The sequence below is a fragment of the Brevundimonas sp. Leaf168 genome (assembly GCF_001423685.1).
GTDB lineage: Bacteria > Pseudomonadota > Alphaproteobacteria > Caulobacterales > Caulobacteraceae > Brevundimonas > Brevundimonas vesicularis_C.
The window spans coordinates 725,267-739,861 of the sequence record NZ_LMOY01000001.1 but is presented as its reverse complement, the minus strand read 5'-3'; the positions used below and the strand labels follow the sequence as shown (position 1 = coordinate 739,861).

The window sequence follows — 14,595 nt, the reverse complement described above, 5'->3', positions numbered from 1 at the left end:
CGACTGTGTTCGCTCAGGCGTTGGGGGCGGAACGGACGTCGGTCGGAACCGGCCCCGTGGCGAAGGGATTGCGGGCCAGCGTCGTCAGCGAGGCCATCGGAGTCTGACCCGGCGACAACCCCTGCCCGGTCAGGCGCTCCAGGCTGGTCGGTCCGGCGACCGTATCCAGCTCGGCGCGGCGCATGCGGTCGGCGGCGGCCGCCTCGGCCTGCAGCGGGGTGCAGATCGTCATGACGTAGCTGTCGTTGGAGCCGAAGTAGGCGGGCGATTTTCCGCGACCGGCGTATTTGTCATAGACCAGCGGCATGGTGTTGCGCACCGACGCCATGGACAGGCCGCCCTGTTTGTCGATGGCCATCATCTCGCCCATGCACATCTTGCCCGGCTCGACGCACATGTTGAGGATCGCGTCCCACAGCGCGCCGTCCACGGCGCCGAAGCGCATGACCGGCACCTTCTCGCTGGGCTTTTCCAGCTCCAGATAGCGATCGCGGTCCAGCGTCTGGGCGCCCTGGCGCACGCCGGCGATCCATTGGTCGAACCCGGACTGATCCAGGCCGTGGAAGGCGAAGCGCATGTGCGAGAAGCCGTCGCCGGAATAGTTGGCCGAGAAGCCTTCGTATTCGCCCGGACGGTTGATGACGGCGTGCAGCTTCGTTTCCATGCCCGGCATGGCGTAGATCTGACCGGCCAGGGCGGGAATGTAGAAGCTGTTCATCACCGAGGACGAGGTGATGTGGAAACGGATCGGACGGTCAACCGGCGCGGCCAGTTCATTGACCGTGGCGACGCCGTACTGCGGGTAGATGAACATCCACTTCCAGTCGAGCGCGACGACATTGACCTGCAACGACTCGACGCTTTCCTCGACGGCCTGGCCCGGCTTGATCCGGTCGATCGGACGATAGGGGTCCAGCAGGTGGGTGCCGGCCCAGGTCAGGGCGCCCAGGCAGATGATGATCATCAGCGGCGCGGCCCAGATGACCAGCTCCAACGACGTGGAGTGGTCCCAGTCGGGACGGTAGTCGGCCTCGGCCTCCTTGTTCGACGCCCGATACTTCCAGGCGAAGAAGACGATCAGACCCATCACCGGCACGATGATGATCAGCATCAGCAGGGTCGAGATCATCAGCAGATCGCCCTGCTGGGACGCGACGTCGCCGGCAGGGTTGAGGACGACCAGGTTGCAGGCCGACAGCAGGGCCACGACGGGCGCGAGCAAAAGTAGGCGCAGACGGCGCAAGGCGGATCCAATCGAAAAGCGTCGGGCGAGGGGGAGGCGCCGCGACGGTTGGCGTTCGTAGGCGGCGGGATACTCAAGCTCAATCAGGAACGACATTGGGCAATATGTCCTATCCTCACGAGGCCGCTTTCATCGCAAAGGGCGCCCGGTCATAATGCGGCGACCTGCCGTACGGCCGATAATTCAGTCTCACACGGAGCGACCAAGCCCATGTCCGCCTCGACGACCCCTTCGTCAGAGTCGCTGGAACGCGACGCCGCCGCCCTTCACACGGGCCATGGCAAGGTTGACGCCGGCGAGATCGCCATCGGCGTCATTATCGGCCGAACTTCCGAGTTTTTCGACTTCTTTGTTTACGCCATCGCTTCGGTGGTCGTTTTCCCGCAGTTGATCTTCCCCTATGCCGGCGCGGTGGGCGGCACCCTGCTCTCCTTCGCCGTCTTCGCCCTGGCTTTCCTGGCCCGGCCGCTGGGCACCGTCCTGTTCATCGCCATCGACCGCAAGTTCGGACGCGGCGCCAAGCTGACGACCGCCCTGCTGCTGCTGGGCACCTCCACCGTGTCTGTGGCCTTCATCCCCGGATATGAGAGTATCGGCATGTGGGCGCCGGTGCTGCTGGCCCTGACCCGTATCGGCCAGGGCGTCGCCCTGGGCGGCACCTGGGACGGTCTGGCCTCGCTCCTCGCGCTGAACGCGCCCGAGAAGAAGCGCGGTTGGTACGCCATGATCCCGCAACTCGGCGCGCCCATCGGCCTGCTGGTGGCCTCGGCCCTGTTCGCCTTCTTCCTGAACACACTCTCGGCGCCCGATTTCCTGGACTGGGGCTGGCGCTATCCGTTCTTCGTGGCCTTCGCCATCAACGTCGTGGCCCTGTTCGCGCGCCTGCGCATCGTGGTGACGCCGGCCTTCCAGAAGTTGTTCGAGACGCGCGAGCTTCAGCCCACGCCGATCAGTCAGGCCCTGCGCGACGAAGGCCCCAAGATCGCCATCGGCGCCTTCGCCCCGCTGGCCAGCTTCGCCATGTTCCACATGGTCACCGTCTTCCCGCTGTCTTGGGTGTTCCTGTTCACCAAGGAAACGCCGGTGCGCTTCCTGCTGATCGAGATGGTGGGCGCGGTCTTCGGTCTGCTGGCCATCCTCGCGTCGGGCATTCTGGCCGACCGCTACGGCCGCCGCACCTTGCTGGCGATCACGGCCGCCGGCATCGCCGCCTTTTCGGGCTTTGCGCCGCAACTGCTGAACGGCGGCCCGGTCGGCGAGCTGACCTTCATGATCTCCGGCTTCATCCTGCTGGGCCTGTCGTTCGGCCAGGCCTCTGGCCCCGTGGCGTCCAGCTTCAGCCTGACGAACCGCTATACCTCCTCCGCCCTGACCTCGGACCTGGCCTGGCTATTCGGCGCGGGCTTTGCGCCCTTGGCGGCCCTGTGGATCTCCAGCCAGTTCGGCCTGATTGCCGCCGGCGCCTATCTGCTGTCGGGTGCCATCTGCACCCTCGTGGCCCTGTGGCTAAACCGCGAACTGGCCCGCAGCTCCTCCGACAAGGACCGCGCCAAGACGGCCTGATCTTTCAGGTCACCCACAAACAGACACGGCCCGCAATCGCCTGCGGGCCGTGTTGCGTTGGAGCAGATCGCTGTGAAGCGCAGCGGCAGCTTCAGTTGGGGCGGCTGTCCGTCGACGGCTTGAAGGTGGTGTCGAAATGACAGCCGTCCTCGTAGCGTGAAGCCGCCACCTGACACAGCGTGGCAACGTCAGCGGGCGTCGGCTTCACGCCCTCGTCCAGCCAGCGCATCATCGCCTGGAAAAGACCGACGTACTCTGGCGGCGATAGGCGGCTATGTTCGGACTCGTCTGTGAACGTCTGGACCAATAGGTCCGATCGTCCCGCCGCGGCGACCGTCTCCCTGTAAAGCGCGTCGTTGGAGACGAAGGCTGTCGCATCGTTTTTGGCGTGGATCGTCAGCGTCGGCGCCACGATCAGACCGCTGAGATCCGCGTCGTAAGCCAAGCGCGCCACACCCATAGGATCAGCCGCGAACCGCTGAACGCCAGCGTTCAACGCCTCATCGTCGTGCGAACCCTGATAGACCGTATGGCTGTTGTCGAAGGGGTTCAGCCCGTCAAGACGGCGCAAAACCATGTCGCGGAACAGGAAGGTCGCCCAGGCCAGATGCGGAACCAACTGTTCCTCGTTCACGCCCGTCACGGCCAGGATATCCGCCAGATTGCGCTTCTGCTCAGCCGACCTTTCAGCAAGCGGCAGGCCCACGCCCGTGCAGGTTTTGACCCGCTCCGCCAACTGCGCCCGGGTCAGATCGCTGTCTAGCGGTAGCCCCTGCCACAGCGGATACTGAGGCTCGTTCGGAAGCGGATGGTTAGTGCAGTAGAACTGATACACCGCTCTCAGATCAGCGCGAAAGCGGTAGGTGCGGGTCCCGCCGCCGATTACGCCGTTGGTCAGGACGACGCCGTCCCACATGACCTGTCCCTCGGCATCGCGGGCGTAGAGCTCAGCCGTCTTGGCCGCGACATTTCCGCCCCAGGACTGGCCATGCAACAGAGTTCGACGCGGCTTGCCGAAGGCGTTCCAGAAAATCTGGCGCAGATCGTCCGTATCTTCCGCGGCCATTCGTACGCCATAGCCGCCACGGCGGTAGGTCGAGCCCGCCCAGGCGAAACCTTCCTTCACCGTCATGGAGAACCGCTCCATGTCCTCCAGCGGATCGTTTGGTTCTGGGGCGCTGGTGCGGGGTCCGCCATGCGCGTGAACGATCAGGGCGCCATTCCAGTCCTTAGGCACAGCGATCCAATAATAGCCGCCTTTAACCGCCCTGCCCGACCAGCACCGCGTCTGCTGCGGCACGAAGTCAGGGCAATCGGCTGGCGCGGGTGCAGGATCGACAGCCGCCGCGACGGCAGTGTCCGTTTCCTGCGCCTGCGCCATCGGCGCGATGCCGGCCCAAGCTGCGACCAGCGCGCCCAGAGATCGAACGATACGGTCGGCCATCGCGCCTCTCCTTTCTTAGAACGTCTTGGAGATGTTGGCGTACCAGTAGCGGCCGTAGGGATTGTAGAGCGCGCCCAGATAGCCCGACGAAGTCAACGGCGGCTGCTCGTCAGTGATGTTGCGCGCCCCCAGGCGAACCGTTGTGCCGGACGCAAAGCCGGCGTTGTCGCCGAACTCATACTGACCATACAGATTGCCGGTGATCTGGCTATCGACCTGCCAGGGATCGCCTTGGGCGCTGAGGAAGCCGGTTTCGGTGACGGCGCTGTTGTATTGGGTGAATGCGCCAACCTGCCATGGCCCTTGCGACCAGGTGAACGAGCCCGTCACCCGCCATTCCGGCCGGCCGTTGCGAGCCAACAGGGTCTGAGAGATCGGCAGCGGCGTGTTCGCATTGATCTGGCCGGCTTCACGCGCTGCGAACAGCGACTCGACCAAGGGGCCGGGAGAACGGTCGAACTTCGTCAGATGCGCCGCATTCACGCTGGCGCGGAAGTTGCCCCAGGGTGTGCCGCGCAGCCGCCATTGAAGACCGATGTCGAGCCCCTCCACCGTCTGTGGCAGCAGGTTTATGAACTGGTCTTCGACCGAAACGATCTGTCCGACAGGAGTGATCCCGCTGCCCTGGAAGAAAGCGATGTCGTCGGCCGTCACCGCCGCCCGGTTCACGTTGTCGTTCCGGGTGCCGTTCAGGATGTTTAGGTAGTCCAGCACGACGTTCGACTGCGCGCCCAGCAGACCGACGATCTTCTCCTGCTCGATCTTCCATCGGTCGAGCGTGAAGGTGAAGCGGCCGAACTGCTCGGGAATGAACCAGGGCTGCAATACCAGGCCTATGGACTGGTTGGTGCTTTCCTCGGGCTGAAGCTCGGGATTGCCCGACACCAGCAGCGAGGCGCTGGCGGGTTGCGAACATTGGTTGAAGTTGGTGATCCGACCCAGGCGCAAATCGGCCTCGCAGCGGATGTAATCGTTATTGGTCGATAGACGCCCGTACTGCGCCGCGTTGGTCTGTTCCAGGTTCGGGGCGCGGAAACCCTCGGAATAGGAGCCCCGGACGCGCACGCCTTCGACCAAGTCCCAGGCCATGGCGATCTTTGGCTTGGCCACATCGCCGAAGTCGGAATAGTGCTCGTATCGACCGGCCAGTTGGAAGTCGAGACTGCGAACCAGCGGGATGTTCATCTCCGGCGACACGACGGGCACGGCAAACTCGACATAGGCCGAATAAACCTCGCGCTTACCGTAGGTATCGGGGTTGGAGCTAACCGCGGCGATGTTGGACTGGCTGATCTCGCCCGACACGCTGTCGCGGAAGACGTTGGTGCCGTCCAGATCGGCGTCGCGGTCGTCACGCTGAGTTTCCCGACGCGCCTCGACGCCCAGGGCCATACCGACAGGTCCGGCTGGTAACGCGAAGACATCCGCACGACTGAGCTTGAAGTCCCACAGCGCCAGCGTTGTCTTGGAGACCCGCGTCAGGTCGGTCGTGATGGCGTCGATCGCGGCCTGAGAACTGGGCGTGCAATCGCCGAAGCTGGTATCGTTCACACAGCCGCCGCTGAACGGATTGTAGGCGTCGGGCGTCGACAGGGCGAGATTGGCCTGAAGCGCGGTCAGATTGACGGCGTTCGAGCTGTCGGTGGCCTCAGCTTCCGAATACAGCAGCGCGCTTTCCCAATCGAAGCCGCGCCATTCGCCCCGCAGGCCGCCCAGGAATCGGGACTGCCAGTTGTCGACATCCACCACTTGGGCGCCCAGATCGTTGAAGCGATACCGAACCAGCTTAACGGCCGTCCCGGCTGTGGGGACGTTTGTCAGGCCAGCGAGACGATTGGGATTGCGCGTGCCGTCGGCAAAGGTGACGGGGCCAAACGGATTCCAGTAGTTGCTGGCTGGGATCCAGAGCGGGTTCAGCAGGATGGTCGGCGGCTGAATGTTTTGGGTCGACGCCGTGTAATAGCCGAGTTCGCCAAAGGCCGTGACGCCGTTGTCGAGATCGTAGCGCCCCGAAACGAATAGGTTCAACCGTTCGATGTCCGGCGATTGCGTGGTGCCCCGCGCCCCGTCGTAGCGCAACTCGCGGCCGGCGCCGCTGTAGCTGATGTTGCCGCTGGCCAGGCAAACATCACTCCCAACCGGCGCGGTGCAGCCGAAGCTGGAAGGCTGATTGTGGAAGGCGCCGGCGCCGGTCGTCAGGGCCGTCGTGCCTCGACGGACCTGGAATGGCGTCTGGAAGTTGGCCCAGGCTGTATAGGAAGAGCGCCCATCGGTGTCGGTCGAATTCTCATAGCCCGGCACGTTGGCGAACAGGCTGCGGCGGTCGTCCGAGGCGGTATAGGGTTCGTCGCTGGCCTGCTGAGCGGTGCGGTTGGTGTAGTCGAGGAAGCCCGACAGATTGCCCCGCACGAAATCCTTGCCTGCGAACATCCCGAAGGTGAACTCTCGGCGATGCGTGCCCTCCGCGCCGCCGTATTGGGCCTTCATCTCCAAGCCATCGAAATCCTGCTGAAGCACAGTGTTCACGACGCCTGCGACAGCGTCCGCGCCATAGATGGCGGCGGCGCCGTCCAGCAGAACTTCCAACCGCTCCAACCCCGAGACCGGAATGGCGTTGGAGTTGTAGCTGAGCACGGGCACCGTGCCGGTGTCTGACGTCCCTTGGCTGGTGGGGTGCTGAACGATCCGACGTCCGTTCAAGAGCACCAGGGTGTTGCCCACCCCGAGCGAGCGCAGATTGACCGAGTTGACGTCGCCTCGCGCTGCGTTCGAGGTTTGAGGATTGTTGGCGCTGGAGAACAGCACATCGCCCATCTGGGGAATGGACCGCAGCAGATCATCGCCGCTGACGGCGCCGGTCGCGATGATTTCTTCCTGCGTGACGACGGTCACCGGCAGAGCCGCCGTGGTGGAAGCGCCGCGGATCTGAGAGCCGACGACGACGATGTCCTCGACCTGCGCCGCCTCGCCCTCCTGCGGTGGCGTCGACTGAGGCGCGGCGTCCTGAGCCAGAGCCGCTCCCGCCGAGACCAGCAGGACAGCCGAGGCCGCGCCCGCCATCAGTGCGAACTTGGATTGCATCTTCATGTTTCCTCCTCCCGGGCCGTCGTTATGTCGTCGGTCCCGTCCTTCAAAAGTCGTTCTCGCCGTCAGTCCTTGGCGAGAACCAGATCGTCTCCAGGCCCCGCCGCAGGGTCAGGCAGCGCCGCCACCGGCAAGGGATGTCCGTCCAGCGCGGCCTTCAGGGCGTCGCGATCCAGCGCGTTCTCCCAGCGGGCCACGACGACGGTGGCCACGGCGTTGCCGATGAAGTTGGTCAGGGCCCGGCATTCGCTCATGAAGCGGTCGATGCCCAGGATCAGCGCCATGCCTGCGACTGGCACATCCGGCACGACCGACAGGGTCGCCGCCAGGGTGATGAAGCCCGCGCCCGTGATGCCCGCTGCGCCTTTTGAGCTGAGCATTGCGACCAGCAGAAGCGTGATCTGCTGCCAGATGGTGAGTTCGATGTTCAGCGCCTGAGCAATGAACAGAGCAGCCATCGTCATATAGATGTTGGTGCCGTCCAGATTGAACGAATAGCCGGTCGGCACGACCAAGCCGACGACCGACTTGGCGGCGCCCGCGCGTTCCATCTTGGAGATCAGGCTGGGCAAAGCCGCTTCTGAACTGGAAGTGCCCAGCACCAGCAGAAGCTCTTCTTTGAGGTAACGGATCAGCTTGAGAATGTTGAAGCCGTTGGCGACGCCCACCAGCCCCAGCACGCCCACGACGAAGATGATCGCGGTGACGTAGAAGGTCACGATCAAGGCGGCCAGATTGGCGATCGATGCGATGCCATAGGCGCCGATCGTAAAGGCGAAGGCTCCGAAGGCGCCGATGGGCGCGGCTTTCATCACGATGGCGACCAGCTTGAACACGGCAAGACTGAGCGTCTCGAACAGATCGACCACGGGCTGGGCCCGCTCTCCCACCAACGCCAGGGCAAGGCCAAACAGGATCGACACGAACAGAACCTGCAGGATGTTGCCGGTCGAGAAGGCGCTGACCAGCGTGTCGGGAATGACGCCCATCAGGAAGCCGACGATCGTGCTCTCGTGCGCGGCCGCCGCATACTGCTCGACGGCGCCGGCGTTCAACGTCGCCGGGTCGATGTTCAGTCCATGGCCCGGACGCACCAGATTGGCGATGATCAGGCCCACGATCAGAGCCAGGGTCGAGAAGACCAGGAAGTAGGCGAAAGCCTTGGCGGCGACGCGACCGACGCTTCCAAGATCACGCATGCCGGCGATGCCGGTCACAATGGTCAGGAAGATGACTGGCGCGATGACCATCTTCACCAGTTTGATGAATCCGTCGCCCAGCGGCTTCAGGCTTTCGCCGAATGTCGGCCAGAAGTGACCGATCAAGGCGCCGAGCGCGATAGCAATCAGCACCTGGAAATACAGGTGGCGATAGAACGGCCGGCGAACGACCGGCGCGGCCTCTGACGGTATTGAGATCACGAAGTGCTCCTGATGTGCGGGGGTTGATCCCGCAGTCTCCTCGATGGGCGCGATCTTCGCCACGCTCCGTTCGACAGAGCTTCCAACGAGAACCATCATCGCGAAAGCGATTGATCGAACGTCTCCATCTTTATGATAACCAAGCACTTTCTATGAAAGCGGGAGCGTTTATCGAGATATCTGTGCGGTTTTTCACCCACGCGACTGGTCCTTACGTGCGATTATCCGCACACTAGGAATGTGCAGCATTCACCTGTCATAGGCTCGGCTCGAAAACCTTGGCGCTCCCGTTGGCTAATAACGGTGGGGGCTTGGTTCACGATCGCCGTTCTGGCGGCTTTCGGGGCGGGCGAGGTCGCTCGGCGTGACGCTCAGATCGAACTGGCTCGACAGACAGAGGCGGCCGCCGCCTTGCACGCGGCCGTGCTACGCAGCGAACTGGAAAAGCACCGCTCCCTGCCCCTAGCGTTGGCGAGCGATCCCGACATCGCCGCCCTGCTGAGCGCCCCGCAGACTGCCAAGGGCGATCCCGTCAGCCTTAAACTGGAGACTTTGGCGCGTCAGACACGGGCCGCCGCCATCTATATCATCGACGCCAACGGCCGGACCCGCGCCGCCAGCAACTGGCGCCTGCCGACCAGTTTCGTCGGCGCCGACTATGGGTTTCGCCCTTATTTTATCAACGCCATGCGCCAGGGCCAGGCGGAGTTCTTCGCCTTGGGCACCGTGTCCGGCCGACCCGGGCTCTATCTGGCGCGGCGCGTTGACGGGTCGAGCAGCTCCGCCGTGGGCGTCGTCGTGGTCAAGGTCGAGTTCGCCACTCTCGAGGCCGAATGGCGCGCGTCAGGTGAGCCGGCCTACGTTGTCGATCCCGGCGGCGTCGTTCTGATCACCAGCGTGCCGGCATGGCGTTTCCGCACCACAGAAGCGCTGGACGAACGTCGACGGCGGCTGACATTGACCGATCAGACGCTTCAACCCGAGGCGTTGCGCCCCCTCCCCTTCGTAACGCCCCCCAATGATCGACCGCGTCTGATCCAGGCTCCAGTCGATGGCCGCGAACAGCGCTGGATGCATGCGGCGATCCCAACGGAGACGCCCGGCTGGACTCTGCATCTGCTGTCGCCGGATCGCGGATCCATTGGGACGGCCGTCGCAACCGCGCGGGCGCTTGCGGCCCTGATCGTCACCCTGCTGGCAGGCGTCATCGTCGTGCTCCTGCGTCGTCGGCATCAGGCCCTTGTCCGCGCTCGTGCCGAGGAAGAGGCGCGGCTGGAACTGGAGAGGCTGATTGACGAACGCACCCACGAGCTTCGTGACGCCAATGCCGCCCTTAATCGCCAGATCGAGGAACGCCGCCAAGCCGAGACCGCACGCGAACTGTTGCGTGACGAACTGGTTCAAGCCAGCAAACTCGCCGCGCTGGGGCAGATCGTCGCCAGCGTGGCGCATGAGATCAACCAACCCGTCGCCGCTATCCAGACACAGGCAGAGACTGCCGGCGTTCTGCTTGACCGCGACGAGCCCGCCAAGGCGCGTGGCGCGTTGGCGCGGATCAGCGACCTGACCCAGCGCATCGGCGCCATCACCGAGGGCCTAAGGGTCTTTTCCAGAAAGTCAGATCCCAAAATCGGCATCGTCCGCCTGGAGGACGCGATCTACGGGGCCTTGCTGCTGACGCGCGGCCGATTGGACGAGGGCGGCGTCAAATTGATCCGCGAAGGCGACGCAAACGTCACAGTGCGCGCCGACCGCTTTCGCCTGGAACAGGTGATCGTCAATCTGGTCAAGAACGCCTCAGAAGCGCTGGAAGGCTGCGACCGGCCGCGACTAACGCTGAAAGTCTCGCGCGACAAGGACCGTGTTCGATTGAGCATTTCCGACAATGGTCCTGGCGTCCCTCCCGCTGTGCGCGCCCAACTGTTCACGCCCTTTGTCACCACACGCGCAAATGGCCTCGGCTTGGGTCTGGTCATCTGTCGAGATCTGATCGCCGGGTTCGGCGGCGAGCTTGACTTGGTCGACGAGGACGTCGGAGCGACCTTTGTCGCCATGCTGAGGATCGCGTGATGGAATTCGCTCGCCCCACTGCCGTCGCTCTGATCGAGGACGACGCCGATTTCCGCCATGCCTTGGTCGAGCGCCTGACCTTGGAAGGTTACGACGTCCGCCCTTTTCCGGGGGCCGAACCTGCATTGAGAGCGATTGACGCCGATTTCCCGGGCGTTGTCATCACCGACCTGCGGATGCCCGGCCTTGATGGCCGCCAATTGCTCAGCCGCCTCCAGGCTTTGGACGCGGCCCTGCCGATCATCATGATCACTGGCCATGGCGACATCACCGACGCCGTCGCAGCGATGAAGGACGGAGCCTACGACTTCGTCGCCAAGCCTTTTCCGTTTGAGCGCCTTCAGGACAGCTTGAACCGCGCGCTGGAAAAACGCGGCCTGGTGCTGGAGAACCGCCGGCTGCTGGCTATGGCGTCGGACAGCGGGCAGGAACTGCCCCTGGCGGGATCGTCGCGCGCCATCACCGCCCTCCGCGCCACCATAGCTCAGATCGCCGACGCCCGGATGGACGTGCTGATCGAAGGCGAAACCGGGACAGGAAAGGAGGCCGTTGCGCGCGCCCTTCACAACGGTGGCCGACGTCGCTTGGCGCCGTTCGTCGCCGTCAACTGCGGTGCCCTGCCCGACGGGCTGATCGAGAGCGAATTGTTTGGTCATGAACTCGGCGCCTTCGCCGGAGCCTTGCGCCGCCGGGTCGGGCACGTTGAACGGGCGCACAACGGCTCACTGTTTCTGGACGAGGTCGAGAGCATGCCTCTGGCCGTCCAGGTCAAGATTCTGCGTGTCCTGGAAGAACGCGAGGTCCATCCGATCGGAGCCAATGAGCCCCGCGCCTTAGATTTGCGTGTGCTGGCCTCGTCAAAGATCGATCTGGGCGAGGCCGCCCGCGCGGGCGCTTTTCGCGAAGACCTCTATTACCGTCTGAACGTCGTGCGGCTCCGCGTACCGCCTCTGCGCGAACGGCGAGAAGATATTCCCCTGCTGTTCGCCCACTTCCTGCGTCGCGCTGCGGACCGCCACGGCGTTGATACGCCCACAATAAGCGACAGCGTAAGACGCCTGTTGGTCGAGGCCGACTGGCCCGGCAACATCCGCGAACTGGCGCATTTCGCCGAACGCGTCGCCTTGTCGCTCGACGACACGACCCGCCCGCCTGATGAAGGCCTGAGCCTTCCCGACCGCGTCAACAGATTCGAAGCCGAACTGCTGCGCGACGCGCTACAGTCCCATCGTGGGGACATATCCGCAGTGCTCGCTGAAATGCAGGTTCCGAGAAAGACGCTGTACGACAAACTGCAGCGGCATCGCCTGAAGCCCGCCGACTTCCGCTGAGAACGCCCGACAATCCAGGTTCAAAGCGGTGGCGTCTCAGCCTCTCTTCCTTCGAGCGGAAGAAATCTCGCTGCCTGCCCATCGGTCCCACATCTGGAAATACAGGCCGTAGTTGCCGTTGAAGCGTTTGTGGTGCGCGTCGTGGTGGGTGGCGGTGATCATCCAGCGTAGGGGGGCGCGTTTCAGCCAGGACGCGGGCCAGATTTCTCGGCCTGCGTGATTCAGTACGGCGGTTGCGGTCATCAGGGTCAGCAGCGCCAGCGCTACGCCCCAATGAATGGGAATGAAGAGGGTCAGGGCCGGCAGGAACCAGGCTGTGGCGATCGCTTCGGCCGGATCGAAGGCGAAGGAGGCGAACGCGCTGGGGTCGCGCGACCGATGATGTTCGGCGTGGGCCCAGAGGAAGATGCGCGGATGGTGCAGTCCGCGGTGAACCCAATAGTAGAAGGCGTCGTGGGCCAGCATGTAGACGATGAAGCTGGCGGGCAGCCACCACAGCGGGAAGGCGTGGATATCGTCATAGATCGCCGTCCCGCCGCGCTTCCAAAGCTCGATGACGAATGCAGCCGGCAAGGCGTAGATCGGGCAGGCGATCAGGGACGCGATGACTTCGGCGCGGATGCGTTTCGCTGCCGGCGGCCTGTGGTTCAGCTGACGCCCCCGTCCCGCTCCGCCCCACAGTAAGCCATGGGTCACGACACCGACCAGCAGATAGCGCACGCCGATAATCAGGCTGAGCGCGAGGGTGGTGACGAACAGATCCTTCAACATGGGCGCACAGACGGCGAAACGTCGCGCCGGGTCAAGTCGTGACGCGCGGTCCGTAAAGCGCCTATGATGGGTCATGTCCTGGCCGACGATGATCCTGCTGTTCCTCGCCACCTTCCTGGGGATGGAGGTCTTCGCCTGGGCGATGCATCGCTATGTCATGCACGGCCTGCTGTGGACCTGGCACCGCAGCCATCATGAGCCGCACGACGACGTGCTGGAAAAGAACGACCTGTTCGCGGTGGTGTTCGCCGCCCCGGCCATCGTCTTTGTGGCGCTCGGGCTGCACGCCTGGCCTTGGATGCTGCCGATCGGCCTGGGTGTCACAGCCTATGGACTGATCTATTTCTTCTTTCACGACGGGCTGGTGCACCGCCGTTTCCCGACGGGAATCGTTGGGCGCTCGGGGTTCTGGACGCGGCGCATTCAGGCCCACCGGCTACATCACGCGGTGCGGACACGCGAGGGCTGCGTGTCGTTCGGCTTCCTGTGGGTGCGGTCGGCGCGGGCGCTGAAGGCCGAACTGTCTCAGAAACGCGGCGCTTCCAGCAACGGCGCCTGAGCCAGGGCGGCAAGGTCCGCCGAGTCGGTGCAGAAACAGGCCAGCCTTAGCTGAGCCGCCATCAGATCCAGATGATCCGCCACGGCCTCCGTCGAGGTCAGCGCGGCTCCGAGCACGCCCGCCGCCTGGCCGACCAGACAGGCGCCCAGCCGAATCGCACGCGCTGCATCCAGCCCGTCGCGGATGCCGCCCGACCCGATCAGATCCAGTTCCGGCGCGGCCTGGGCGCACTCTGCCAGGCTGCGCGCCGTCGGCACGCCCCAGCCGGCGAAGGGCGCGGCCAGCGCTTCCGCCCGACCGCCCGTCGCTCGCGCGCCTTCGATCAGGCCCCAGTTGGTGCCGCCCGCCCCCGCCACGTCCAGCGCGGCAACGCCGATGTCCGCCAGACGGCGCGCCACCGCGCCCGACAGGCCGGCGCCCGTCTCCTTGACGATCAGACGGCCCGGGAAAGCCGCCGCAACCTGCTCGATGCCTCGCGCCACGCCGCGCCAGTCGCGATCGCCCTCGGGCTGAATGCCTTCTTGCAACGGGTTCAGATGCAGGATCAGGGCGTCGGCGCCGATCATCTCCATGGCCCGCCGCGCCTCGTCGACGCCATAGCCCAGGGCGAACTGCACGGCGCCCAGGTTGGCCAGGATCATCGCATCGGGGGCGCGGCGTCGCAGATCCAGCCCCAAACCCAAACCACCTTCCGTCTCCAGCGCCACACGCTGCGAGCCGACCGCCAGAACGACGCCCAAAGCCTGGGCGGCCTCGGCCAGCCGTGCATTGATCGCCTCGGCCCGCGACGGCCCGCCGGTCATCGAACTGATCAGGAACGGCAAGGCGACCCGTCGCCCCAGAAAGCGCGTCGCCAGATCGATGGCGTCATGATCGATATCCGGCAGGGCGTCGTGAACAAAACGGACGGCGTCCAGACCCGAGGTCGTCTGGCTGACGCCTCGCCCAGCCCGCACGTGATCGATGTGTTCGTCCTTGCGCCGGATCAAGGCATCGGCGTCGGTGGACATCGCAAACGGCTCCTGGCGGGTTGCATCCGACGCAGTCGTGATGCCGTATGGCATCATAAAGGTTCGGCGCGTGGTCGCAACGCGACGCCGGCGAGTATG

At 64.6% G+C, this 14,595-nt stretch carries 10 protein-coding genes; 4 read left to right on the top strand and 6 right to left on the bottom strand.

The window, feature by feature from the left end; translation table 11 throughout:
- Positions 1 to 13: 13 nt before the first annotated feature.
- On the bottom strand, positions 14 to 1,243 hold the full coding sequence (cyoA, locus tag ASF81_RS03650) for a ubiquinol oxidase subunit II (RefSeq protein ID WP_055805419.1): 1,230 nt from the start codon (positions 1,241 to 1,243) through the stop codon (positions 14 to 16).
- A 210-nt stretch (positions 1,244 to 1,453) separates the two neighbouring features.
- Here cyoA and ASF81_RS03645 point away from each other — a divergent pair, with 210 nt between their 5' ends.
- Positions 1,454 to 2,806 carry an MFS transporter gene (locus ASF81_RS03645; RefSeq protein WP_055804843.1) on the top strand — a complete coding sequence of 451 codons (1,353 nt, stop codon included), beginning with the start codon at positions 1,454 to 1,456 and terminating at the stop codon, positions 2,804 to 2,806.
- A gap of 91 nt (positions 2,807 to 2,897) precedes the next feature.
- On the opposite strand, the gene ASF81_RS03640 is transcribed toward ASF81_RS03645, so the two are convergent.
- The 3 genes from ASF81_RS03640 to ASF81_RS03630 form a co-directional block, all read right to left on the bottom strand.
- Entirely contained in the window at positions 2,898 to 4,250 is a 1,353-nt protein-coding gene (locus tag ASF81_RS03640; RefSeq protein WP_055804840.1) for a hypothetical protein, read from the bottom strand.
- A gap of 15 nt (positions 4,251 to 4,265) precedes the next feature.
- Positions 4,266 to 7,337 (bottom strand): TonB-dependent receptor domain-containing protein, encoded by a 3,072-nt coding sequence (locus tag ASF81_RS03635; protein ID WP_055804837.1) that lies wholly within the window; start codon positions 7,335 to 7,337, stop codon positions 4,266 to 4,268.
- A gap of 62 nt (positions 7,338 to 7,399) precedes the next feature.
- On the bottom strand, positions 7,400 to 8,752 hold the full coding sequence (locus tag ASF81_RS03630) for a dicarboxylate/amino acid:cation symporter (protein ID WP_369814897.1): 1,353 nt from the start codon (positions 8,750 to 8,752) through the stop codon (positions 7,400 to 7,402).
- A gap of 306 nt (positions 8,753 to 9,058) precedes the next feature.
- Here ASF81_RS03630 and ASF81_RS03625 point away from each other — a divergent pair, with 306 nt between their 5' ends.
- Together ASF81_RS03625 and ASF81_RS03620 are read left to right on the top strand one after the other, a co-directional pair.
- On the top strand, positions 9,059 to 10,825 hold the full coding sequence (locus ASF81_RS03625) for an ATP-binding protein (protein WP_235559206.1): 1,767 nt from the start codon (positions 9,059 to 9,061) through the stop codon (positions 10,823 to 10,825).
- On the top strand, positions 10,825 to 12,156 hold the full coding sequence (locus ASF81_RS03620; RefSeq protein ID WP_055804833.1) for a sigma-54 dependent transcriptional regulator: 1,332 nt from the start codon (positions 10,825 to 10,827) through the stop codon (positions 12,154 to 12,156). The genes ASF81_RS03625 and ASF81_RS03620 overlap by 1 nt, the downstream gene beginning before the upstream one ends.
- A 36-nt stretch (positions 12,157 to 12,192) precedes the next feature.
- On the opposite strand, the gene ASF81_RS03615 is transcribed toward ASF81_RS03620, so the two are convergent.
- Positions 12,193 to 13,002 (bottom strand): sterol desaturase family protein, encoded by an 810-nt coding sequence (locus tag ASF81_RS03615; RefSeq protein ID WP_235559204.1) that lies wholly within the window; start codon positions 13,000 to 13,002, stop codon positions 12,193 to 12,195.
- Between ASF81_RS03615 and ASF81_RS03610 the strand changes: the two genes are divergently transcribed.
- Positions 13,001 to 13,486 (top strand): sterol desaturase family protein, encoded by a 486-nt coding sequence (locus tag ASF81_RS03610; RefSeq protein ID WP_055804827.1) that lies wholly within the window; start codon positions 13,001 to 13,003, stop codon positions 13,484 to 13,486. The two genes, ASF81_RS03615 and ASF81_RS03610, sit on opposite strands and share 2 nt — an antisense overlap.
- On the opposite strand, the gene fni is transcribed toward ASF81_RS03610, so the two are convergent.
- Positions 13,453 to 14,496, bottom strand: coding sequence for a type 2 isopentenyl-diphosphate Delta-isomerase (gene fni / locus ASF81_RS03605; RefSeq protein ID WP_055804823.1), 1,044 nt, complete (start codon positions 14,494 to 14,496; stop codon positions 13,453 to 13,455). The two genes, ASF81_RS03610 and fni, sit on opposite strands and share 34 nt — an antisense overlap.
- Positions 14,497 to 14,595 lie beyond the last annotated feature (99 nt).

What these genes read in the sequence shown, in the direction of transcription:
- ASF81_RS03620 (WP_055804833.1), top strand. Translation starts at nt 10,825, where the DNA reads ATGGAATTCGCTCGCCCCACTGCCGTCGCTCTGATCGAGGACGACGCC.
- fni (WP_055804823.1), bottom strand. Translation starts at nt 14,496, where the DNA reads ATGTCCACCGACGCCGATGCCTTGATCCGGCGCAAGGACGAACACATC.
- ASF81_RS03610 (WP_055804827.1), top strand. Translation starts at nt 13,001, where the DNA reads ATGTCCTGGCCGACGATGATCCTGCTGTTCCTCGCCACCTTCCTGGGG.
- ASF81_RS03645 (WP_055804843.1), top strand. Translation starts at nt 1,454, where the DNA reads ATGTCCGCCTCGACGACCCCTTCGTCAGAGTCGCTGGAACGCGACGCC.
- ASF81_RS03635 (WP_055804837.1), bottom strand. Translation starts at nt 7,337, where the DNA reads ATGAAGATGCAATCCAAGTTCGCACTGATGGCGGGCGCGGCCTCGGCT.
- ASF81_RS03640 (WP_055804840.1), bottom strand. Translation starts at nt 4,250, where the DNA reads ATGGCCGACCGTATCGTTCGATCTCTGGGCGCGCTGGTCGCAGCTTGG.
- ASF81_RS03615 (WP_235559204.1), bottom strand. Translation starts at nt 13,002, where the DNA reads ATGACCCATCATAGGCGCTTTACGGACCGCGCGTCACGACTTGACCCG.